The organism is Nonomuraea sp. NPDC059007 (assembly GCF_042740555.1).
In the GTDB taxonomy this organism is placed as follows: Bacteria; Actinomycetota; Actinomycetes; order Streptosporangiales; family Streptosporangiaceae; genus Nonomuraea.
In genome coordinates this window covers 242,206-260,638 of sequence record NZ_JBHYJD010000002.1, presented here as the reverse complement: position 1 = coordinate 260,638, position 18,433 = coordinate 242,206, and the positions used below count along the sequence as shown (strand labels likewise).

Sequence of the window (18,433 nt, the reverse complement as noted above, 5' to 3'; positions counted from 1 at the left end):
CTTGTGATGAAGCCGTGTCACTACCGTCACGATGACAGATTCAGGCGTTCACCGATCTCCGTAATTTCGACGTCGCCAGGGCCGCATTGGCCAGGCGGAACAGAAGGAGACGGCGATGAGGAAGACGGCGATGCTGGCCGGGGCGATGCTGGCGGTGGGACTGCTGAGCGCCCCGGCCCAAGCCCAGGTCACCCCCGACGAGTGCGACACCGCGATCGGCTGGGTCTCCCCCAACGCCTGCAGCTTCATCAAGCGGCAGGTCGCGTTCGGCAAGGAGGCACCCGACGCCCTCTCGCGAGTCCCGCTTTATCTGGACATCTGGGATAAGGACGCCACCCTCTGGGAGCCGGCCGCCGCCGAACTTCCCCCGGCCAAGGGGCTGGCGGAGATCGAAAGGGCGATCACCGGATCGCTCACCCTCGCCCCCGACTTCCGTTTCCACGGCACGCGGATCGGCGTGGACGGCGCCGCGGTGATGTTCGAGGCGGCCAACGAGGTCACGATCAAGGGTCACGCGATCTCCTACCCGGCCGTCTACCGCGTCCTGATGGCCGACGACGGCAAGGTGGTCCAGGGCCGCCGCTACTACGACCGGTACACGTGGTTCACCAAGCTCGACCCCACCGTCCGCAACCTGTTCGCCGGCGTGACCGACACCGGCCCCGCCGAGACGGGCCGCAGGCCCGCCATCAGCCCGGACGCGCTCGTGGCCCGCGGCCAGGCGTGGAACCGCAAGGACGCCGCCGCCCTCCTCGCCCCGCTCACCGGCGCGCCGCTCAAGGGCACGGGCCTGGAAGACCGCGCGCTCAGGACGACCCAGGGCAAGCAGGCCTACCTGAACGCGTTCTTCGCCCAGATCGGCGAACTCCAGCTGAAGCCCGGCCAGGCAGTAAGAGCGGGCAATTCCACGTACGTGGAGTGGTACGGCACGGTCACCCCCAAGCACGGCCAGAAGATGAGCTTCGGCATCATCGAGCGGCTCGACGACCGGTGGGGCGTCACGACGAACTGGCAGCTCAGCTTCGACCAGCTCCCGATCATCGCCGACCAGGCCAAGATCAACACCCTCTACGGCCTGCTCAGGCCCTAGCCGACCAGCGCCGCCAGCTCCGACCTGGCGGCGATTCCCAGCTTCGGATACGCCTTGTACAGGTGGTATCCGACCGTTCTGGGGCTCAGGTACAGCTGGGCGGCGATGTCCCGGTTCGAGGCGCCGGTGGCGGCCAGCCGTACCACCTGGCGCTCTTGGGCGGTCAGGACGCTCAGCGGATCGTCGGCGCGGCGCGGCGCCGCGGGGACGTCGCCCGTGAGCCGCAGTTCGGCCCGCGCCCGCTCGGCCCACAGGCTCATCCCCAGCCCGTCGAAGTCCGCCAAAGCCCCCCGCAGCTGCGTGCGCGCCTCGGCCCGCCGGCGCGCCCGCCGCAGCCACTCGCCGTAGAGCAGCCGCGTGCGCGCCTCCTCCTGCGGCTGCTCACCCCCCTCATGCAGCTGTACGGCCAGCGCGAACCGCTCCTCGTCATCGGCGACCAGCGCGGCGCACCGGGCGGCGACGGCCAGCGCGGACGGCAGCCCCACGGCCTGCGCCCACTCCGTGTACCGCCCCGCCAGCATCTCGGCCGTCGCCGTGTCACGGACCCGCAGCGCGGCCTCGACCCGGTCCGGCAGCATGAAGAGGGAGAACGGCGCATAAGCCGCACCGGCCACCGGCTCCATCGCCTTCAGCGCCGCCTCCGGCCGGCCGAGCGCCAGCTCCAGCCGCCCCAGAGCCCACGCTCCCACGGCTCCGCCCCCGCTCCGCCCGCGTTCCTCGTCCCCGAGCTCCGCGTGGGCGAACGCGAGCGGCCCGTCCAGCAGCGCGGGGTCGCCGACCAGCGGCGTGCCGTCCTCCCGCGCCTCGATCATGTCCTGGTAGCGCCCGAGGCAGGCCAGGGCCTGCATCCGCGCGTTCAGCCCGACGATCAGCCAGCCGTCCATCCCCCGCGCCCGGCAGTCGGCGACGGCCCGCGCGGCGACCTCATCGGCCAGAGAGGGCCGTCCGGCCGCCAGCGCCACCTGCGCGAGGAAGAGCCGCCCCGGAATCCCCAGTCCAGAAATATCGGGATCGACCAGCAGGCGGTCCATGAGCGCCACCGCCTTCGGCACCTCCCCGCCCATCATCGCCGCCACTCCGAGCGCCCCGCCCACCAGCGGCACGTCCACCGGCGGCATCAGCGCCGCCGCCCGCAGCGCCGGCTCGGCCGCGGTACCGAACCACGCGCAGCGGATCGCCTCCAGATACAGGTAGGCGGCCCGTTCGGGATCGAGCTGCGCGATCCGCCCGGCACCCGCGACGATCACCCGGGCCGCCTCGGCATAGGCACCCTGCTGCACGTGCACGTGCGCGCGTACCTGGAGCAGGTGGGCGAGCGCGAGCGGGTCGCCGATGCCGCTGGCCCGGTCGGCCAGCCGGTCGGCGTGCTCGAACCGGCCGCCGTCGCTGGCGGCCACTGCCGCGGCGGCCAGCCGTACCGAACGGAGGTCGGGGTCGGGAGTGAGCTCGGCGGCGCGCTCGTAGGCGGCGGCCATGGCGGCATAGCCCGCGCGCGTCTGCGCGCGCTCGGCGACCCGCACCAGCTCGGCGGCCACGTCCTCGTCGGGCGCGGCCGTCGCGGCCGCGAGGTGCCACGCCCGGCGGTCGGCGTGCTCGCGCCCGTCGAGCGCACCCGCCAGCGCCCGGTGTACGGCCGGCGCCGTCGTCAGCGGCACGTTCTGATAGGCCGTGGGCCGGATCAGCGGGTGGCGGAAGCTCACCTCCTGCCCGGCGACCTCGACGAGCCGGGCCCGCCGCGCGCTCTCCAGGTCCTCGATCCCCGCCCCGAACTCCTCACAGGCGCGCAACACCACGCCCAGCGAGCCGGTGTCGTCGGCGGCGAGCACGGCCAGCACGAGCTGGGCGGCCTCGGGCAGCGCGGTGATCTGCCCCAGGAACGCCTGCCGGACCCGGCTGGTGACCGGGATCTTGGTGTAGGGGGCCAGCCGGCCGGCCCGCTGCTCGGGGGTGAGGACGGCGGGCAGTTCGAGCAGGGCCAGCGGGTTGCCGTCGGCCTCGTCGAGAATGCGCTCGCGCACGGCGGGCGCGAGGTCGGCGGGCAGGAGCGCCGTGGCGGCGGCGCGGTCGACGCCGCGCAGCACGAGTTCGGGCAGCCCGGCGGGCTCGGCGGCGTCCCGGGTGGCGAAGATCAGCGCGATGCCCTCGGCGTCGAGCCGCCGGGCGGCGAAGACGAGCGCGTCGAGTGAGGCCTGGTCGACCCACTGCGCGTCGTCGACGACGCAGAGCAGCGAGCCGTCCCCGGCGATCTCGGCGAGCAGGCTGAGCACGGCCAGCCCGACGAGGAAGCGGTTCTCGGGAGCGAGCGCGCCCAGCCCCAGCGCGCCCCGCAGCGCCTCGGCCTGAGCCTGCGGCAGCGCGTCCAGGCGGCCGAGTTCGCCGCGCAACAGCAGGTGGAGTGCGGCGAACGGCAGCTCGGCCTCGGACTCCACACCGGCCCCGCGCAGGGTCCGCAGGTCTCCGGCCCGCTCGGCGGCGTGCCGCAGCAGCGCGGACTTGCCGGCGCCTGGCTCACCGCGGATCACCAGGGCTCCGCTGTCGCCGTCGCGGGCCGAGTCCAGCAGCCGCTCGACGGCCGTCTGTTCATCCCCCCGGCCATGCAACATGGGGATGAATCTACCGGGGCCCCATTGCCGCCCCGTACGGTGGGAAAGCGGGTATACCTCCGAGTAACAGAATCGTATTCTGTTGCCCATCCATCCAAGTTGGAGGCGAACACATGCAGCGAGACCTCTTCGACGACGAGCACCTGCTCTTCCAGGAGACCGTCCGCGAGTTCATGACCCGCGAGGTCCTCCCCCACCACGACCAGTGGGAGAAGGACGGCATCGTCCCCCGGGAGGTCTGGAAGAAGGCCGGGGAGATCGGCATGTTCGGCTTCGCCGTCCCCGAGGAGTACGGCGGCGCCGGCATCACCGACTTCCGCTACAACGCGATCATCACCGAGGAGATCATCAGGACCGGCGCGTCCGGCCTCGGCTGGGGCCTGCACAACGACGTCGTGGCCCCCTACCTGGTGGAGCTGACCGACGAGGAGCAGAAGCAGCGCTGGCTGCCCGGCTTCGTCAGCGGCGAGCTGATCACCGCGATCGCCATGACCGAGCCGGGAGCCGGCAGCGACCTTCAGGGCATCCGCACGACCGCGATCCGCGACGGCGACCACTACGTCGTCAACGGCCAGAAGACGTTCATCACCAACGGCATCAACTCCGACCTGGTCGTCATCGTCGCCAAGACCGATCCGGACGAGGGCGCCCGCGGCACCACGCTGCTCGTCGTCGAACGCGGCATGGACGGCTTCAGCCGGGGCCGCAACCTGGAGAAGGTCGGGCTCAAGGCGCAGGACACCGCCGAGTTGTTCTTCGACAACGTCCGGGTGCCGGTGTCCAACCGGCTCGGCCCGAACGAGGGCGAGGGCTTCTTCCAGCTGATGAACAACCTGCCGCAGGAACGCCTGTCGATCGCGGTGGTGGCGGTGGGGGCGGCGGAAGCCGTACTGGAGATGACGATCGAGTACTGCAAGAACCGCCAGGCGTTCGGCCGCAACATCGGCAAGTTCCAGAACACCCGGTTCGTGCTGGCCGAGCTGGCCACCGAGGTCGAGATCGCCCGCCACTACGTGGACAAGTGCGTGCTGGCGCTCAACAAGAAGGAGCTCTCGGTCGTCGACGCGGCCAAGGCCAAGTGGTGGACGACCGAGCTGCAGAACAAGGTCATCGACCGCTGCCTGCAGTTGCACGGCGGCTACGGCTACATGATGGAGTACCCGGTGGCCAAGGCGTGGCTGGACAGCCGCGTGCAGACGATCTACGGCGGGACCACCGAAATCATGAAGGAGATCATCGGCCGCTCTTTCGGCTTTTAAGCAGAAAATTGGCCATACTGGCCCTATGGACGGCGGCCTGATCCTCCTGGTTTTCCTGGCGTTGCTGTTCGCCTGGGGTCTCAACCGTGTCCGGCGCTCCTTACGGCTGGGCCCCGTCGGCTACGTCGGCGTCATGCTGGTCTTCATCATCGTCATGCTCCTGGTCTGGGGACAGACGATGCGCTAGCCGGGTCGGCCCAGCGGGAGAACGTCGCGCTGCCGTCCGGCCCGAGCTGCAGTATCGGGATGTTCTTGCCCACCGGGTCGCCGCCGTCGCCGATCGTGAACGGCCCGCTGGCGCCGGCCAGTGTCAGCGTGCCGCTGGTCAGCACGCTGGCGATGTCCCGCGCGGTCGGCAGTTCCCCGGCGAACTTCTCCACCGCCCTGATCGCCAGGTACATGGCGTCGTGGTGCACGATGGCCATGCCGTCGTCCAGCGACTCCTTGGGATAGAGAGCGCGGTAGGCGGTCGGGCTCCCATCACCGAAGCGCTTCTTCATGTCGTCGATGACCGGCCCGGCCGGCTGCGTGACCCCCTGGGAGTGCGCCAGCGCGGTGTAGAAGAGCCGGATCGCCTGATCGCCCCACATCGGCTGCTTGACCGGCCCGGTCAGCTCGGCCACGTCGTCGCCGCTGATCACCGTGATGCCGCGGTCGGCGCACTTCGCGTGCCGGCTCAGCCCGGCCATCAGCGCCGGCAGGTGGTCCGCGCGGCCCGCGTACAGGACCGTGTTGGCCGCCGAGGTGCAGATGCGCTCCGCGTTGAGCCCCAGCACCGTGCCCGGCGAGCCGGCCCCCGCGTCGAACGTGAGCGTCTCCTCCAGCTCCTTGTCCTCCAGTTCCCGGGTGAAGTGGTCGCCGAGCGTCTTGGTGTAGCTGTCGCCCCGGTTCCTGTCCTTGACCACGATCGCCTTCAGAACCGGGTTGGTGTGCCTGGCCAGCCGCAGCACCGCCTGAGCCTGGTCGCGGTTGAGCGGCGCGACCCTGGCCAGCCCCTTGAACGGCCCGAACTCGTCGGAGGTGATCACCGCCGCGGACATCCCGTAGTACCGCTCGCTCAGGTCGGCGACCGACTTGCGCGTGCTCTCCGTACTCGCGCCCAGCCCGGTCACGGCCACGATGCGCTCGCCCGCCGCCCGCCGTTCGAGGTCGGCGAAGGTCGCCGCCCAGTCGTCCGGTCCGTTGCTCCCCACCAGCACCTTGATGTACGGGGGCGACTGCTCCAGCCGGTTACGCCAGAGCTGGGCCAGATGGATGCCCTGCAACCCGTGCCGGATGGTCTGGCGCGACATCGAGATCTCCGACACCTCCCCCGACATCGGCAGCAGCGCGACGATCGTGACGTGCGCGGCCGGATGCCTCTTCTCGACCTCGGCGTTCTCCAGCCGGATGCGCTCCATCACCTCGGTCAGGTCCTCGCCGAACGCGCCGGGATCGTCGGTCAGCGGCGCGGTCCGCAGCACGATGCTCACCACCACGCCCGCCACCAGCGCCAGCGCCGCGATCGAGGCCACCAGGACGATCCGCCGCCGGCGCCGCGCCCGGGTGAAGGACTTCAGGACCCGATCAGGACGTGACATACCGGTCCGCCTCCCGCTTCAGCACGGACTTGCTCGCCTTCGAGCGATCGCGCAGCTCCATCAGGCCGTACGCGATGTCCGCGCGCCGCCGTCCCGAGGGGTCGAGGAGGGGGTCGTTCCAGAACCAGCGGTCCACGACCAGGGTCCTGATCCGCGCCCGCCAGTCGCCGGGCCCCTTCGCCGAGCCGGTCACCAGCGAGTCGTACAGGTCCTCCAGGTCCTGCTCAAGCGGCAGCCGGCTCGGAGCCGTGGTCACCAGGTTGAACTCGGCGATCCACTCCGGCAGCTTGCCCCGCCCGTCGAGCTCGTCGAACCGCCCGTCCAGCCAGGCGGTCACGCGGGCCAGGTGCCCTCCGGCGTCGCCGGGCCGTACGCGGGCCAGGGCGTGGTAGAAGCCTTCCGCCTCCCGGTCGCGGCAGAAGGACTCCAGCAGTTCGTGCGCCTGGTCCCACTGCTCCTGGCTGAGCCGGTGCAGCAGCAGCCGCCTCAGCCAGGGGTGGATGACCGTGCCCAGCTCGCGGTCGTGCGTCAGCCAGAGGGCGTCGGCCAGCCGGTCGCGCAGGTTCGGCCGGGCGCTGAGCGCGTTCTCCGCGTCCTCCACGTGCCGCGCCGCCGCCCAGCCGGACAGGTGGTCGCGGTCCGGCAGGTGCAGCCACCCGGGCCAGCGCAGCGCCTCCTTCTGGTGAAGGATCGAGCGGAACGCGTCGTCGTCGGGCGCCGATCCGGCCCAGTCGAGCAGTTCCAGGGCGGTCTGCCGGTGCCCGCCGGTGAGCCGGTCGATCGCGCCGGCGTAGCGCCGCCCGCTCTCCAGCGCGGGCAGCGGCGGCATCAGCACCGGATACCACCACCGGTCCTCGCCTTCGGCCCGGTGGGCGAGCCAGCCGGAGTGGCCGGCCTCGGGCAGCGTGGGCGGTTGCGGCCTGCCGGCCGTGCCCAGGCCGGGCCGCGCCCACGCGCCGCCGACCGGCACCCAGGATCGCGCGGTCGCCACGACCACCAGCGGGTCGTCGCCCTTGGCCGGCCTGAGCGCCTTGAGGAACGCCCGGCCGCCCACGGTCTCGGCGCCCTCCAGCACCAGCAGGCAGTTGCGCGGATGCCGTCCCGGCCTGGCGTACTCCTCGCGCAGGTCGGCGAGGAGCGCCTGGCACAGGACCAGCGCGGGCGCACCCGCCAGGTCGGCGCCCCCGCGCTGGTGCTGTCTGGCCAGGGTCACCAGGTTGCCCTCGGGAAGCTGCGCGGTCAGCCACGTCCTGCCCTTGCGGTTGAGCTGCCTGACCGCGATCCGCTCGCGCCCCAGCGTCAGCCCGAGCAACGACACGCCGACCGCCAGAAACGGCCCGACCCGCGGAACCAGCCCGAGCAGCTCGCGCAGCGGGCCCAGAAACTCCGGCGGATTGGGCGCCGTGCCGTCGACCAGCCGGTCGAGCTCCGCCTCCACCTCGTGGTCCGGGCGCTCACCCGGCCGCAACGCCAGCACGTGCAGGGTGAACACGACCCTGGGCAACTTCACGCGGGAACTCCGCATCAGCCCGTGGGCCACACGCGCGACGATCCGCGACACCGGCAGATGCTCGTCGTCCTGATCGCGCAGACTCACCCGGACACCCGGTGACGCGGGCTCCACCGCCACGCTGTCACGGAGGTCCGAGGCCAGCGCGCCCTTGCCCGTGCCCGGCGGGCCGAGCAGCACCACGATCGGCAGCTCCTGCTCGCCTTCGCGCAGCAGGCAGTCGTCCATGACCAGGTGTCGCCAGGAATCGTCCACGAAGTGCGCCATCACGTCCTGCCGGCTCGTCAGGCGTGCGTCCCCGAGTGATCACCCTCAGTTTACGAGCCGAGTCAGGAATGCGCGCTTGTTTCAGCAGGACTCGAGGATGACGCGGGCCACCAGGCCGGGGTCGTCGCTCATCGGCAGGTGCCCGCAGCCCTTGAGCAGCTTCACCCGCTGCCCCGACCACTTGGCCGCGCGCACCGCCTGCCAGCGCGGGAGCAGCCGGTCGTGCTCGCCCCACGCGATCGTGATCGGCGTCTTCGGCGGAGCGGGCGGCATGAGGTTGGTGAACGACTCCAGCGTCTCGTCGAACCCGGCCGCCCCGGCCAGCGCCTGCGTGGCCGCCATCAGCGCGGTCGGCGTCAGCCGCGACGGGTGGGCGACCAGCAGGCCCGCCGACATCGCCCGGCCGAGCGGGTTCTCCGCCGCCCTGGCCGCCTGCTCGTACGGCAGCGACCGGGCCGTCGAACGCAGCGCGCGCAGCGCCGTCTGGCACCACACCAGCTCCGGGCGCGACCAGAAGCCGGCCGGCGAGAGGGCGGCAGCCGTACGGACGACTCCGCGCGAAGCCAGCTCCAGCGCGATGTAGCCCCCGAGCGAGTTGCCCGCGACGTGCGGCTCGCACACCCCCATCAGCGCGCAGAAGGACTCCACGGCGTCCGCGAGCGACTCGGCGGTGTACGGCGTGCCGTCCGGCAACCCCGGCGAGACCCCGAAGCCGGGCAGGTCGATCGCGATCACGTCGTGAGCGGCGGCGAGCCGGTCGAGCACCGGCAACCAGGCCTGCCAGTGGTGCCCGATGCCGTGGATGAGGATCAGCGGCGCGCCCGCGCCACGGCGTTCGAAGGCCAGCTCCATGCCGACGAGTCAACCACTCAGCGGCTGCGCGTGGGAATCTCGAACCAGACCGCTTTGCCTTCCCTGGTCGGGCGTGAGCCCCACCGCTTGGCGAGCTGGTCGACCAGGTAGAGGCCGCGCCCGCCCTCGTCGTTTTCGCCCGCGCTGCGGATGCGCGGCAGGCGCAGGTCCTGGTCGAACACCTCGACCCAGACCGACTCCTCGCCCCTGCGCAGCCGGAGCGTGAACTCCTTGTCGCCCATGACCTCGTCCTCGAACGGTACGTCCCAGGACTCCTCGAACGGCAGCGGCGGCCCCTCGACCACCAGTTCCCGGCGCGGGACGCTCGCGGTGGCCGCGTGCAGCACCACGTTCGTGACGACTTCCGAGACCAGCAGGCAGGCCAGCTCGGCGCGCTCTTCGGGCACGTTCCAGCCGGTGAAGGCCTCGGCGGCCATCCGCCGCGCTTCGCCGACCATGATCGGCTGCGCGGGGAACGTGCGTTCCTCGACGTCCAGGTCGATGTCGCTGGAGCGCAGCACCAGGATCGCCATGTCGTCGTCGATCTCGCCGGGCACCGCGACCGTGGCGGCGTCGGCGACCCGCTCGACGTCGTCGCCGGTGGCCTTGGCCAGCTTCTCGCAGAGGATTCCCAGCGTCTCCTCGTCGGTCGGGACGCGGCCGTCGCGGGTGGGGCGGCGATCGACGAGCCCGTCGGTGTAGAGCAGCAGCGCGGCGCCGGGCGGCAGCGTGCGGGTCTCCTCCTTGTAGACCAGGTCGGCGTGCAGGTTCTTGGCCCGCACTCCGAGCGGCTGGCCGACCTCCTCGATGTCCATCTCCAGGCACTGGCCGTCGACCAGCAGCAGCGGCGGCGCGTGGCCGGCGTTGGCGAAGGACAGCTGGCGCGACCACGCGTCGTAGACGAGGTACTGGCAGGTGACGATCGGCGGGATGCTCACCTCGGTGCCGTTGTCGTCCTGCTCGGGGGTGGCGATGATGCGGGTCCACTCGTCGAGCCTGGCCAGGATGTCGGCGGGCGACTTGTCGTCCTGGGCGAAGGCGCGCAGCGCGGCGCGCAGCTGGCCCATGATGGCCGCGGCCTTGGCGCCCCGGCCCTCGACGTCGCCGATGACGATGCCGACCCGGCCCGCCGACAGCGGGATCACGTCGTACCAGTCGCCGCCCACCTGGGTCTGGATGCCCTGGCCGTGGGAGGCCAGCGGGGCCGCCGGGTAGTAGCGGACGGCGATCTCCAGGCCGTCGAGCTGCGGCAGCGCGCGCGGCAGCAGGTGCTTCTGGAAGGACTCGGCGGTGTGCCGCTCCTCCTCGAACAGCAGCGCGTTGTCGATCGCGAGCGCGACGCGGGTGGCGATGGCCCCGACGAAGTCGCGGTCGAAGGCGTCGTAGTGGGGGCTGCGGCGGTCGGTGAGGTTGGACAGCCCCAGGTACATCAGGCCGAGCGTCTCCCCGCGCACGCACAGCGGGGCGACGATGGCGGAGGTCATGCCGACCTCGCCGCACAGCTGGGCGCTGCCCTCGTGGGGAGCGGGGAAGCTGCTGGTGGCGAAGTCCTCGACCAGGATCGTCTCCTGGCGGCGCATCGCGGTGTCGGCGTAGTGGCCGGAGGGGTAGCGGATCTCCGCGCCCACCGGCTTCCATGTGCCCGGCGGCGGGGTCCAGCCCTGCACGTGCTGGGAGACGCGGCGCACCAGGCGCTCGCCCTCCATCAGCTCGATGAAGCAGTGGTCGGCGAACTGCGGGACCAGCATCTCGGCGACCCGCTTCAGCGTCTCCTCGACGTAGAGGGAGCCGGCCAGCCGTTCGCCGATGCGCTCCAGCAGGCCGAAGCGGTCCTTCTCGCGCTCGTTGCTGCGCAGGGCCTCGCGGGCGGTGATGACGATGCCGGTCACCGACCCGGACGGGTGGCGCAGCGGCACCGCCTGCGCCCGGACGTAGACGATGGTGCCGTCGCCGCGCCGTACGTCGAAGGTGCCCTCCCACACGCCACCCTTGAGCACGTGCTTGGCCAGCTCGATCGCGAGCGGGTGGTCCTTCTCCATGATCCCGAGGGACAGGACGGACGTCTCCCTGCTCGACGACTTGCCGGGGCGGCCGAACAGCTTCTCCGCGAAGGGGTTCCAGTAGAGCAGGTTGCTGAACCTGTCCGTCACGACGACGGCCATCTCCGCGTGATCCAGCACCGACCCGGCTGCCAAATGATCAGCCGCGTCTGGTGACAGATCCCCCCATCGCTTCATCCGGAGACCACTCCTCGGGGAGGCTTATGCGAAAAGCGAACCACGGGCGCTCCTGCAACAGTCATGGCCGGGGGGAGTGGAGGGTTCTCCCTTGAGGGATTCAACCAAGCAGAAGCTCGCGCGTCAGCGCCTGGAGACGAAAACGTGCGCGGCAACCTCACGCGGGAGTTCCGCGGGAGTTCCGTTCGCGTCTCCGTCACCTGTCACCCGCACACCGTCGTCGCTCGCCGCGAGCGTCACCTCGCGTCCGGGTTGTATCCCAACTTGCTTGAGTTTAAGCATCACAGCGGGATCGCTTTGCACTTGTTCGCTAATTCGCCGCACGACAACCGCCATATCGCGGGGTCCGGCAAGATCGGCCATGGCCTCCAGGGGCTTATCTGCTGCTTCATCCGCTTCGTGCGCGCCAAGCTCGGCCAGCCCGGGGATGGGGTTGCCGTGCGGGCAGACCGTGGGGTTGTCGAGCAGCGTGACCAGGCGGCTCTCCACCGACTCCGACATGACGTGTTCCCAGCGGCAGGCCTCGATGTGCACCTCCTCCCACGGCAGCCCGATGACCTGGGTCAGCAGACATTCGGCGAGACGGTGCTTGCGCATGACGCGCGTGGCCAGGGTCCGGCCGAGGTCGGTCATGGCGAGGTGGCGATCGCCTTCGACTTTCACCAGGCCGTCACGTTCCATCCGGGCGACGGTCTGGCTCACTGTCGGGCCGCTCTGCTGGAGCCGCTCGGCGATGCGGGCGCGAAGAGGGACGATGCCCTCCTCTTCGAGTTCGTAGATCGTGCGGAGATACATCTCCGTGGTGTCGATCAGGCCGTGTGCGGTCAAGGCTCCTCCCATCTTGATGCTACGCCGGTCCGGCGGGGACTGAGCCCGTCCGCGGCGGGCACAGAGGTCAAAGGGAACCCTATTGGGAGATCGACCGACGATGGCAAAGGACGGGAACAATAGTGCGGCCCGGTTCCTTCCCGATCACCGCCGTCGCGAGCGGTAGTTCCTGAATCCGGGCACCGCCAGCCCCACCAGCAACACCGCCACCGCGCACGCGAGACCGCCGCCGATCCAGGCCCCGGCCAGCCCGAACACCGTCGCGGTCGCCCCGGCGCGCACGTCACCCAGCCGCGGCCCGCCGGCGACCACCACCATGAAGACGCCCTGCAGCCTGCCGCGCATCTCGTCGGGCGCGTAGAGCTGCAGGATCGACTGCCGCCACACCGACGACACCACGTCGGCCGCCCCGCCCAGCGCCAGGAACACCACCACCAGCCAGAGCGACTGCGCCAGCCCGGCGGCCGCGACCGACAGGCCCCAGAGGGCGATGACGACGACGAGCGCGAGCCCCTGCCTGCTGACCCGGCCGACCCAGCCGGAGAACAGCGCGCCGGCGAACGACCCGAGCGCCATGGCCGCGTTGAGCCAGCCGAGCGCCAGCTCCGAGCCGCCGAACCGGGTGGCGGCCAGCTCGGGGAACAGCGCCCTGGGCAGCGCGAACACCATCGCGATGATGTCCACGACGAACGACATGAGCAGCACCGGCGTGACCAGGATGTAGCGCAGCCCGTCCAGGACGGCCCGCGCGCCGGGCCGGGTGACCTCGCCGACGGGCGGCAGCGGCGGCAGCTTGATCGCGGCGTAGAGCCCGGCGCTGAACAACACCGCGTCGATCGCGTACGCGGCCGCGAACCCGGAGGCGGCCATCACCACGCCGGCCAGCATCGGTCCGGCGACCGCGCCCACGCTGAAGACGAGCGACTGCAGGGCGTTGGCCGCCGGTACGCGCTCCGGTGGCAGGATCCTCGGGATGATGGCGCCCCTGGTGGGCGAGGTGATGGCGAAGCCCGTCGCGTTGACCGCCATCAGGCCCAGGAGCAGGTAGACGTTGCGCAGGTCCAGCAGGGCCTGCAGGAGGATGAGCAGGGTGCTCGCCCAGGCGATGAGCGAGCCGATCAGCAGCAGCTTGCGCCGGTCCATGGCGTCGGCGACGGCGCCGCCCCACAGACCGAAGACGACGAGGGGAACGAGGTTGGCGAGGCTGAGGAAGCCGACCCAGAGGGAGGAGTGGGTGAGCACCCACACCTGCTGGCTCGCGGCCACCACGGTCACGCCCAGACCGACGTGGGAGACGGTCTGGCCGATCCAAAGCCGCCGGTAGGCGGGGACCTGCAGTGGCCGGGTGTCGACAAGGTACCTTTTGATCAAATCCCCGAATGCCACCTAAGGCACATTAAGGGGCAAGTCTCTCCAGCTCCCAGCCGGGGTGCGCGCGCCGGTAGCGGAGCCGGTCGTGCAGACGGTCCAGCTGGCCCTGCCAGAACTCCATCTCGCTGGGCACCACCAGATAACCGCCCCAGAAGTCGGGCACCGGCGGATCCTCCGGCCAGCGGGCGGCCAGTTCGTCGTAGCGCCGGTCCAGGTCCTCCCTGGATCGGACCACGGCCGACTGCCTGGAGGCCCAGGCGCCTATGCGGGAGCCGTACGGGCGGGACTTGAAGTATTCGGCCGAGCGCTCGTGCGACAGCCGTACGACGGAGCCCTCGACGCGCACCTGGCGGCGGATCGGGTGCCAGGGGAACAGCAGCGACGCGCGCGGGTTCTCGGCCAGGTCGCGGCCCTTGCGGGACTCGTAGTTGGTGAAGAAGACGAAACCGTCCTCGTCGTAGCCCTTGAGCAGGACCGTTCGGGCGCTTGGCCGCCCGCCCGCCGAGGCGGTGGCGACGACCATGGCGTTGGGCTCGGGCAGGCCGGCGTCGAGCGCCTCCTGGAACCAGACGGTGAACTGGGCGATGGGGTCGGCGGCGACGTTGGCTTCCAGCAGGGGCTCGCCTTCGTACGAGCGGCGCAGCCCTGACAGCGAGGTGGCATCCACGAGACGGTATTCTTGCGCGCTTGGTGGCGATCCCACACAACCGCCCCCACCAGCGGTGATTGCGTTTCGGCGTGCCCGAAGACGAAGCACTGGACGGCAGGGGGTTAAATTGACGCGCCGGTATCTCGACATCAAGAAAGGGAGGCGGCCGAGAATGTCCGACTTCAAACCCGGCCTCGAAGGCGTAGTAGCTTTCGAGACCGAGATCGCGGAACCGGACAAAGAGGGGGGCGCCCTTCGATACCGGGGCGTCGACATCGAGGAGCTGGTCGGCCGTGTCCCGTTCGGGCACGTTTGGGGCCTGCTGGTCGACAACAAGTTCCAGCCGGGTCTACCCCCGGCGGAGCCGTACCCGATCCCCGTTCACTCCGGTGACATCCGCGTAGACGTACAGAGCGCCCTGGCCATGCTGGCTCCCGCCTATGGCTTCAAGGCGCTGCTCGACATCGATGACGACCAGGCACGCGACGACCTCGCCCGCGCCTCCGTCATGGCCCTCTCCTTCGTGGCGCAGTCGGCGCGTGGCCTCGGCCTGCCGATGGTGCCGCAGAGCCGCGTCGACGAGGCGAAGACCATCGTCGAACGGTTCATGGTCCGCTGGCGCGGCGAACCTGATCCCAAGCACGTCAAGGCCATCGACGCCTACTGGACCTCCGCCGCCGAGCACGGCATGAACGCCTCCACGTTCACCGCCCGCGTCATCGCCTCCACGGGCGCCGACGTGGCCGCCGCTCTCTCCGGCGCCGTGGGCGCCATGTCCGGTCCCCTGCACGGTGGCGCCCCCGCCCGCGTGCTGCACATGATCGAAGGCGTCGAGCAGCTCGGCGACGCCAAGAAGTACGTCCAGAGCGAGCTGGACAAGGGCAACCGCCTCATGGGCTTCGGTCACCGCGTCTACCGTGCCGAGGACCCGCGTGCGCGCGTGCTGCGCCGTACCGCCAAGGAGCTCGACGCGCCCCGCTACGAGGTCGCGCAGGCGCTGGAGACGGCGGCGCTCGAAGAGCTGCACGCCCGCAAGCCCGACCGGGTTCTGGCCACCAACGTGGAGTACTGGGCCGCTGTCGTCCTCGACTTCGCCGAGGTGCCCTCGCACATGTTCACCTCCATGTTCACCTGCGCCCGCACGGCCGGTTGGGCCGCGCACATCCTGGAGCAGAAGCGCACGGGCAGGCTCGTCCGCCCCAGCGCGAACTACACCGGCCCGGCCACCCGCCCCCTGAGCGACGTGCCCGGAGCCTCCGAGGTCGCCGGCCTCATCTGAAGCCTGCTTCGTACGGCTGCCGCCGTGGCAGCCGTACGTCAGGCCTTCGGAACGTCTCAAATCCCGGACCCGGGCCAAGCCATCCGTCACGGCTCAGTACGCTTATGCAGGTGGCTGACATCGTGATTCCCGCTGACATCAAGCCCGCCGACGGCCGTTTCGGCTGCGGGCCCTCGAAGGTTCGTCCCGAGCAGCTGGCCGCGCTCGCCTCCGCCGGAGCGAGCGTCATGGGGACCTCCCACCGCCAGAAGCCGGTCAAGAGCCTGGTCGGCCGCGTGCGCTCCGGCCTCGCGGACCTGTTCTCGCTGCCCGAGGGCTATCAGGTCGTGCTGGGCAACGGCGGCACCACCGCGTTCTGGGACATCGCCGCCTTCGGCCTGGTGCGCGAGAGATCGCAGCACCTGTCGTTCGGCGAGTTCTCCTCCAAGTTCGGCGCCGTCGTCAGCAAGGCGCCCTGGCTCGGCGACCCGACGATCATCAAGTCCGAGGTCGGCACCCACCCGGAGGCCGTGCTCGAAGAGGGCGTCGACGTCTACGCCCTGACGCACAACGAGACCTCGACCGGTGTCGCGATGCCGATCGGGCGGGTCGGCTCCGACGACTCGCTGGTGCTGGTCGACGCCACCTCCGGCGCCGGCGGGCTGCCCGTCGACATCGCCGAGACCGACGTCTACTACTTCGCCCCGCAGAAGAGCTTCGCCTCCGACGGCGGCCTGTGGATCGCGATCATGTCGCCGCGCGCGCTGGCCCGCGTCGAGGAGATCGCCGCCTCCGGCCGCTACGTGCCCGAGTTCTTCAGCCTCCCGGTCGCCATCGACAACTCGGCGAAGGACCAGACCTACAACACCCCGTCGGTGGCCACGCTGTTCCTGCTGGCCGACCAGATCGAGTGGATGAACGCCAACGGCGGCCTGGCCTGGACCACCGCCCGCACCGCCGACTCGTCCCAGCGCCTGTACACGTGGGCGGAGAAGTCCTCCTTCGCGACGCCGTTCGCCGCGCCCGAGTTCCGCTCGCAGGTCGTCGGCACCATCGACTTCAGCGACGACGTCGACGCCGCCGCGGTCGCCAAGACGCTGCGCGCCAACGGCATCGTCGACACCGAGCCCTACCGCAAGCTCGGCCGCAACCAGCTGCGCGTGGCGATGTTCCCCGCCATCGACCCGGCCGACATCGAGGCGCTGACGACCTGCGTCGACTACGTGGTCGAGCGCCTCTGACCCGTCCGCCTGGCCAGTTCCTCCAGCAGGGCGAGCGCGTCGGCGTCCTCGACGCTCTGCGCGAAGCGCGCCAGCACCGGCAGCCTGTCGGTGCTGGCCGAGAGGGCTTCGAGCATCAGCCTGGTGACGTGCTCATCCCTGCTGTGCACGGCCGCGTACCTGAAGGCGTTACGGTACGGCGTGCGCACCAGCAACCCTTTCTTCAGCAACCGCTCGGCCACGGTCTGAACGGTGGTGTAGGCCAGCGCCCTGTCCTTGTTCAGCCTGGCCAGGACTTCCCTGACGAGCAGCGGTTTACGGGCGTCCCACAACACGTCCATGATCGCGCGTTCCAGGGATCCCAGGGTTGCCACAGGAAACATTCTTGCCGGAAAACCCCCGCGGCGACCAGTGATGTCGAGATTCCGTAAAGTTGTGCGAGAACGCACGCACGTGACGGGGGTTGACCGGAGTGACGTCCCATCCCACACGGCCGTTGGGCCTGGGGTACCTGATGTTCGCCAGCCGCTGGCTCCAGTTGCCGCTCTACCTGGGGCTGATCGTGGCGCAGGGCGTCTACGTGTGGCAGTTCCTGGTCGAGTTGTGGCACCTGATCCAGACGGTCGCCACCGGCGATCCCGGCCATTCGCCGGTCGCGGCGAGCTTCTCCAAGCTGACCGAGGGCGAGCCGCCGAGCATGGAGGTCATCGTCATGCTCTCCGTGCTCGCGCTGATCGACGTCGTGATGATCTCCAACCTGCTCATCATGGTCATCGTCGGCGGCTATGAGACGTTCGTCTCACGGATCAACCTCAACGGGCACCCCGACGAGCCCGAGTGGCTCTCCCACGTCAACGCCAACGTGCTCAAGGTCAAGCTGGGCACCGCGATCATCGGCATCTCGTCGGTGCACCTGCTGCAGACGTTCATCCAGGCGCGCTGGATCCCCGACAACAAGATCATGTGGCAGACGTTCATCCACCTGGCCTTCGTGGCCTCCGCGATCGGGCTGGCGTGGATCGACCGGCTGCTGTCCCACTCGCCCGCCGAGCGGACCAAGGACCTGGTGCACTAGTAGGCGGTGAGGGAGTTGCGGCGCCGGCGCAGCACCCACGCCGACACCACACCGGCGATGAGGCCGAACAGGTGGCCCTGCCAGGAGATGCCGGGCTGGTTCGGCAGCACGCCGAGCAGCATCGAGTAGTAGGCGATCGCCACGCCCACCGCGATGACGATGTCGAGGATGCTGCGGTCGAAGATCCCGCGGGCCACCACATAGCCGAAATAGCCGAAGATGAGGCCGCTGGCGCCCACCGCGACGGTCCCGATCGGGGTGGTCAGCCAGGTGCCGAGCCCGCCGATCAGGATGATCAGCAGGGTGGCCGCCACGAACCGGCCCAGCCCGCGCACCGCCGCCAGGAAGCCCAGGATGAGCAACGGCAGCGAGTTGGCCATCAGATGGCCGAAGCCCACGTGCAGGAACGGCGCGAACAGGATCCCGACCAGACCGGAGGGCTGCCAGCCGGCGATGCCGTAGTCGTCGAGGTTGGCCGGCAGGACGTAGTCCGCGACCTCGATGGCCCACATGGCGGCGACCGCCACGACAAGCAAGATCACGGCACCCGCGGCTTCGGCGAGCGTGCCACGGAAGCGGGACCGTCCTTCGGGCTGGCCGTTCATGCGCGCTCCTGCGGGGTCGACTGACTTCT

16 protein-coding genes are annotated in these 18,433 nt (G+C 70.5%); 6 read left to right on the top strand and 10 right to left on the bottom strand.

Features of this window, described 5'->3' with window-relative positions:
- The first annotated feature begins 115 nt into the window (after positions 1–115).
- Positions 116–1,090 (top strand): nuclear transport factor 2 family protein, encoded by a 975-nt coding sequence (locus ACFWY5_RS03990; protein WP_379630494.1) that lies wholly within the window; start codon positions 116–118, stop codon positions 1,088–1,090.
- On the opposite strand, the gene ACFWY5_RS03985 is transcribed toward ACFWY5_RS03990, so the two are convergent.
- Positions 1,087–3,693: an AAA family ATPase gene (locus ACFWY5_RS03985; protein ID WP_379630493.1), complete on the bottom strand. Its 2,607-nt coding sequence runs from the start codon at positions 3,691–3,693 to the stop codon at positions 1,087–1,089. The two genes, ACFWY5_RS03990 and ACFWY5_RS03985, sit on opposite strands and share 4 nt — an antisense overlap.
- Positions 3,694–3,806: 113 nt before the next feature.
- Here ACFWY5_RS03985 and ACFWY5_RS03980 point away from each other — a divergent pair, with 113 nt between their 5' ends.
- Both ACFWY5_RS03980 and ACFWY5_RS03975 read left to right on the top strand, forming a co-directional pair.
- Complete coding sequence (locus tag ACFWY5_RS03980; RefSeq protein ID WP_379614645.1) at positions 3,807–4,952, top strand: acyl-CoA dehydrogenase family protein; 1,146 nt, start codon at positions 3,807–3,809, stop codon at positions 4,950–4,952.
- Positions 4,953–4,977: 25 nt separating this feature from the next.
- On the top strand, positions 4,978–5,139 hold the full coding sequence (locus ACFWY5_RS03975; RefSeq protein WP_379614647.1) for a hypothetical protein: 162 nt from the start codon (positions 4,978–4,980) through the stop codon (positions 5,137–5,139).
- Here the strand turns inward: ACFWY5_RS03975 and ACFWY5_RS03970 are convergent.
- From ACFWY5_RS03970 to pdxH, 7 genes are all read right to left on the bottom strand, one after another.
- The gene (locus ACFWY5_RS03970) at positions 5,105–6,532 is read right to left on the bottom strand and encodes a hypothetical protein (RefSeq protein ID WP_379630492.1); all 1,428 of its coding nucleotides are present in this window, start codon (positions 6,530–6,532) and stop codon (positions 5,105–5,107) included. The two genes, ACFWY5_RS03975 and ACFWY5_RS03970, sit on opposite strands and share 35 nt — an antisense overlap.
- Positions 6,519–8,297 (bottom strand): hypothetical protein, encoded by a 1,779-nt coding sequence (locus tag ACFWY5_RS03965; RefSeq protein WP_379630491.1) that lies wholly within the window; start codon positions 8,295–8,297, stop codon positions 6,519–6,521. The genes ACFWY5_RS03970 and ACFWY5_RS03965 overlap by 14 nt, the downstream gene beginning before the upstream one ends.
- A 93-nt stretch (positions 8,298–8,390) precedes the next feature.
- Positions 8,391–9,161: an alpha/beta fold hydrolase gene (locus tag ACFWY5_RS03960; RefSeq protein WP_379630490.1), complete on the bottom strand. Its 771-nt coding sequence runs from the start codon at positions 9,159–9,161 to the stop codon at positions 8,391–8,393.
- 17 nt (positions 9,162–9,178) lie between these two features.
- The gene (locus tag ACFWY5_RS03955) at positions 9,179–11,398 is read right to left on the bottom strand and encodes a SpoIIE family protein phosphatase (RefSeq protein ID WP_379614654.1); all 2,220 of its coding nucleotides are present in this window, start codon (positions 11,396–11,398) and stop codon (positions 9,179–9,181) included.
- 123 nt (positions 11,399–11,521) lie between these two features.
- Positions 11,522–12,226 carry a metal-dependent transcriptional regulator gene (locus tag ACFWY5_RS03950; RefSeq protein WP_184958140.1) on the bottom strand — a complete coding sequence of 235 codons (705 nt, stop codon included), beginning with the start codon at positions 12,224–12,226 and terminating at the stop codon, positions 11,522–11,524.
- A 144-nt stretch (positions 12,227–12,370) separates the two neighbouring features.
- Positions 12,371–13,612 carry an MFS transporter gene (locus ACFWY5_RS03945; RefSeq protein WP_379630489.1) on the bottom strand — a complete coding sequence of 414 codons (1,242 nt, stop codon included), beginning with the start codon at positions 13,610–13,612 and terminating at the stop codon, positions 12,371–12,373.
- A gap of 10 nt (positions 13,613–13,622) precedes the next feature.
- The gene (pdxH, locus tag ACFWY5_RS03940; protein ID WP_379614657.1) at positions 13,623–14,264 is read right to left on the bottom strand and encodes a pyridoxamine 5'-phosphate oxidase; all 642 of its coding nucleotides are present in this window, start codon (positions 14,262–14,264) and stop codon (positions 13,623–13,625) included.
- 154 nt (positions 14,265–14,418) lie between these two features.
- On the opposite strand from pdxH, the gene ACFWY5_RS03935 reads away from it, so the two are divergent.
- The gene (locus ACFWY5_RS03935; protein WP_379614659.1) at positions 14,419–15,525 is read left to right on the top strand and encodes a citrate synthase 2; all 1,107 of its coding nucleotides are present in this window, start codon (positions 14,419–14,421) and stop codon (positions 15,523–15,525) included.
- A gap of 104 nt (positions 15,526–15,629) precedes the next feature.
- Positions 15,630–16,745, top strand: coding sequence for a phosphoserine transaminase (serC, locus tag ACFWY5_RS03930; protein ID WP_379614661.1), 1,116 nt, complete (start codon positions 15,630–15,632; stop codon positions 16,743–16,745).
- Here serC and ACFWY5_RS03925 read toward each other — a convergent pair.
- Complete coding sequence (locus tag ACFWY5_RS03925) at positions 16,724–17,098, bottom strand: BlaI/MecI/CopY family transcriptional regulator (protein ID WP_379614663.1); 375 nt, start codon at positions 17,096–17,098, stop codon at positions 16,724–16,726. The genes serC and ACFWY5_RS03925 overlap by 22 nt on opposite strands.
- A 140-nt stretch (positions 17,099–17,238) precedes the next feature.
- Here ACFWY5_RS03925 and ACFWY5_RS03920 point away from each other — a divergent pair, with 140 nt between their 5' ends.
- Positions 17,239–17,799 (top strand): TIGR00645 family protein, encoded by a 561-nt coding sequence (locus tag ACFWY5_RS03920; RefSeq protein ID WP_379614665.1) that lies wholly within the window; start codon positions 17,239–17,241, stop codon positions 17,797–17,799.
- On the opposite strand, the gene ACFWY5_RS03915 is transcribed toward ACFWY5_RS03920, so the two are convergent.
- A complete protein-coding gene (locus ACFWY5_RS03915; protein ID WP_379614667.1) occupies positions 17,796–18,404 on the bottom strand; it encodes a rhomboid family intramembrane serine protease in 609 nt (202 codons plus the stop codon). The genes ACFWY5_RS03920 and ACFWY5_RS03915 overlap by 4 nt on opposite strands.
- Positions 18,405–18,433: the final 29 nt, after the last annotated feature.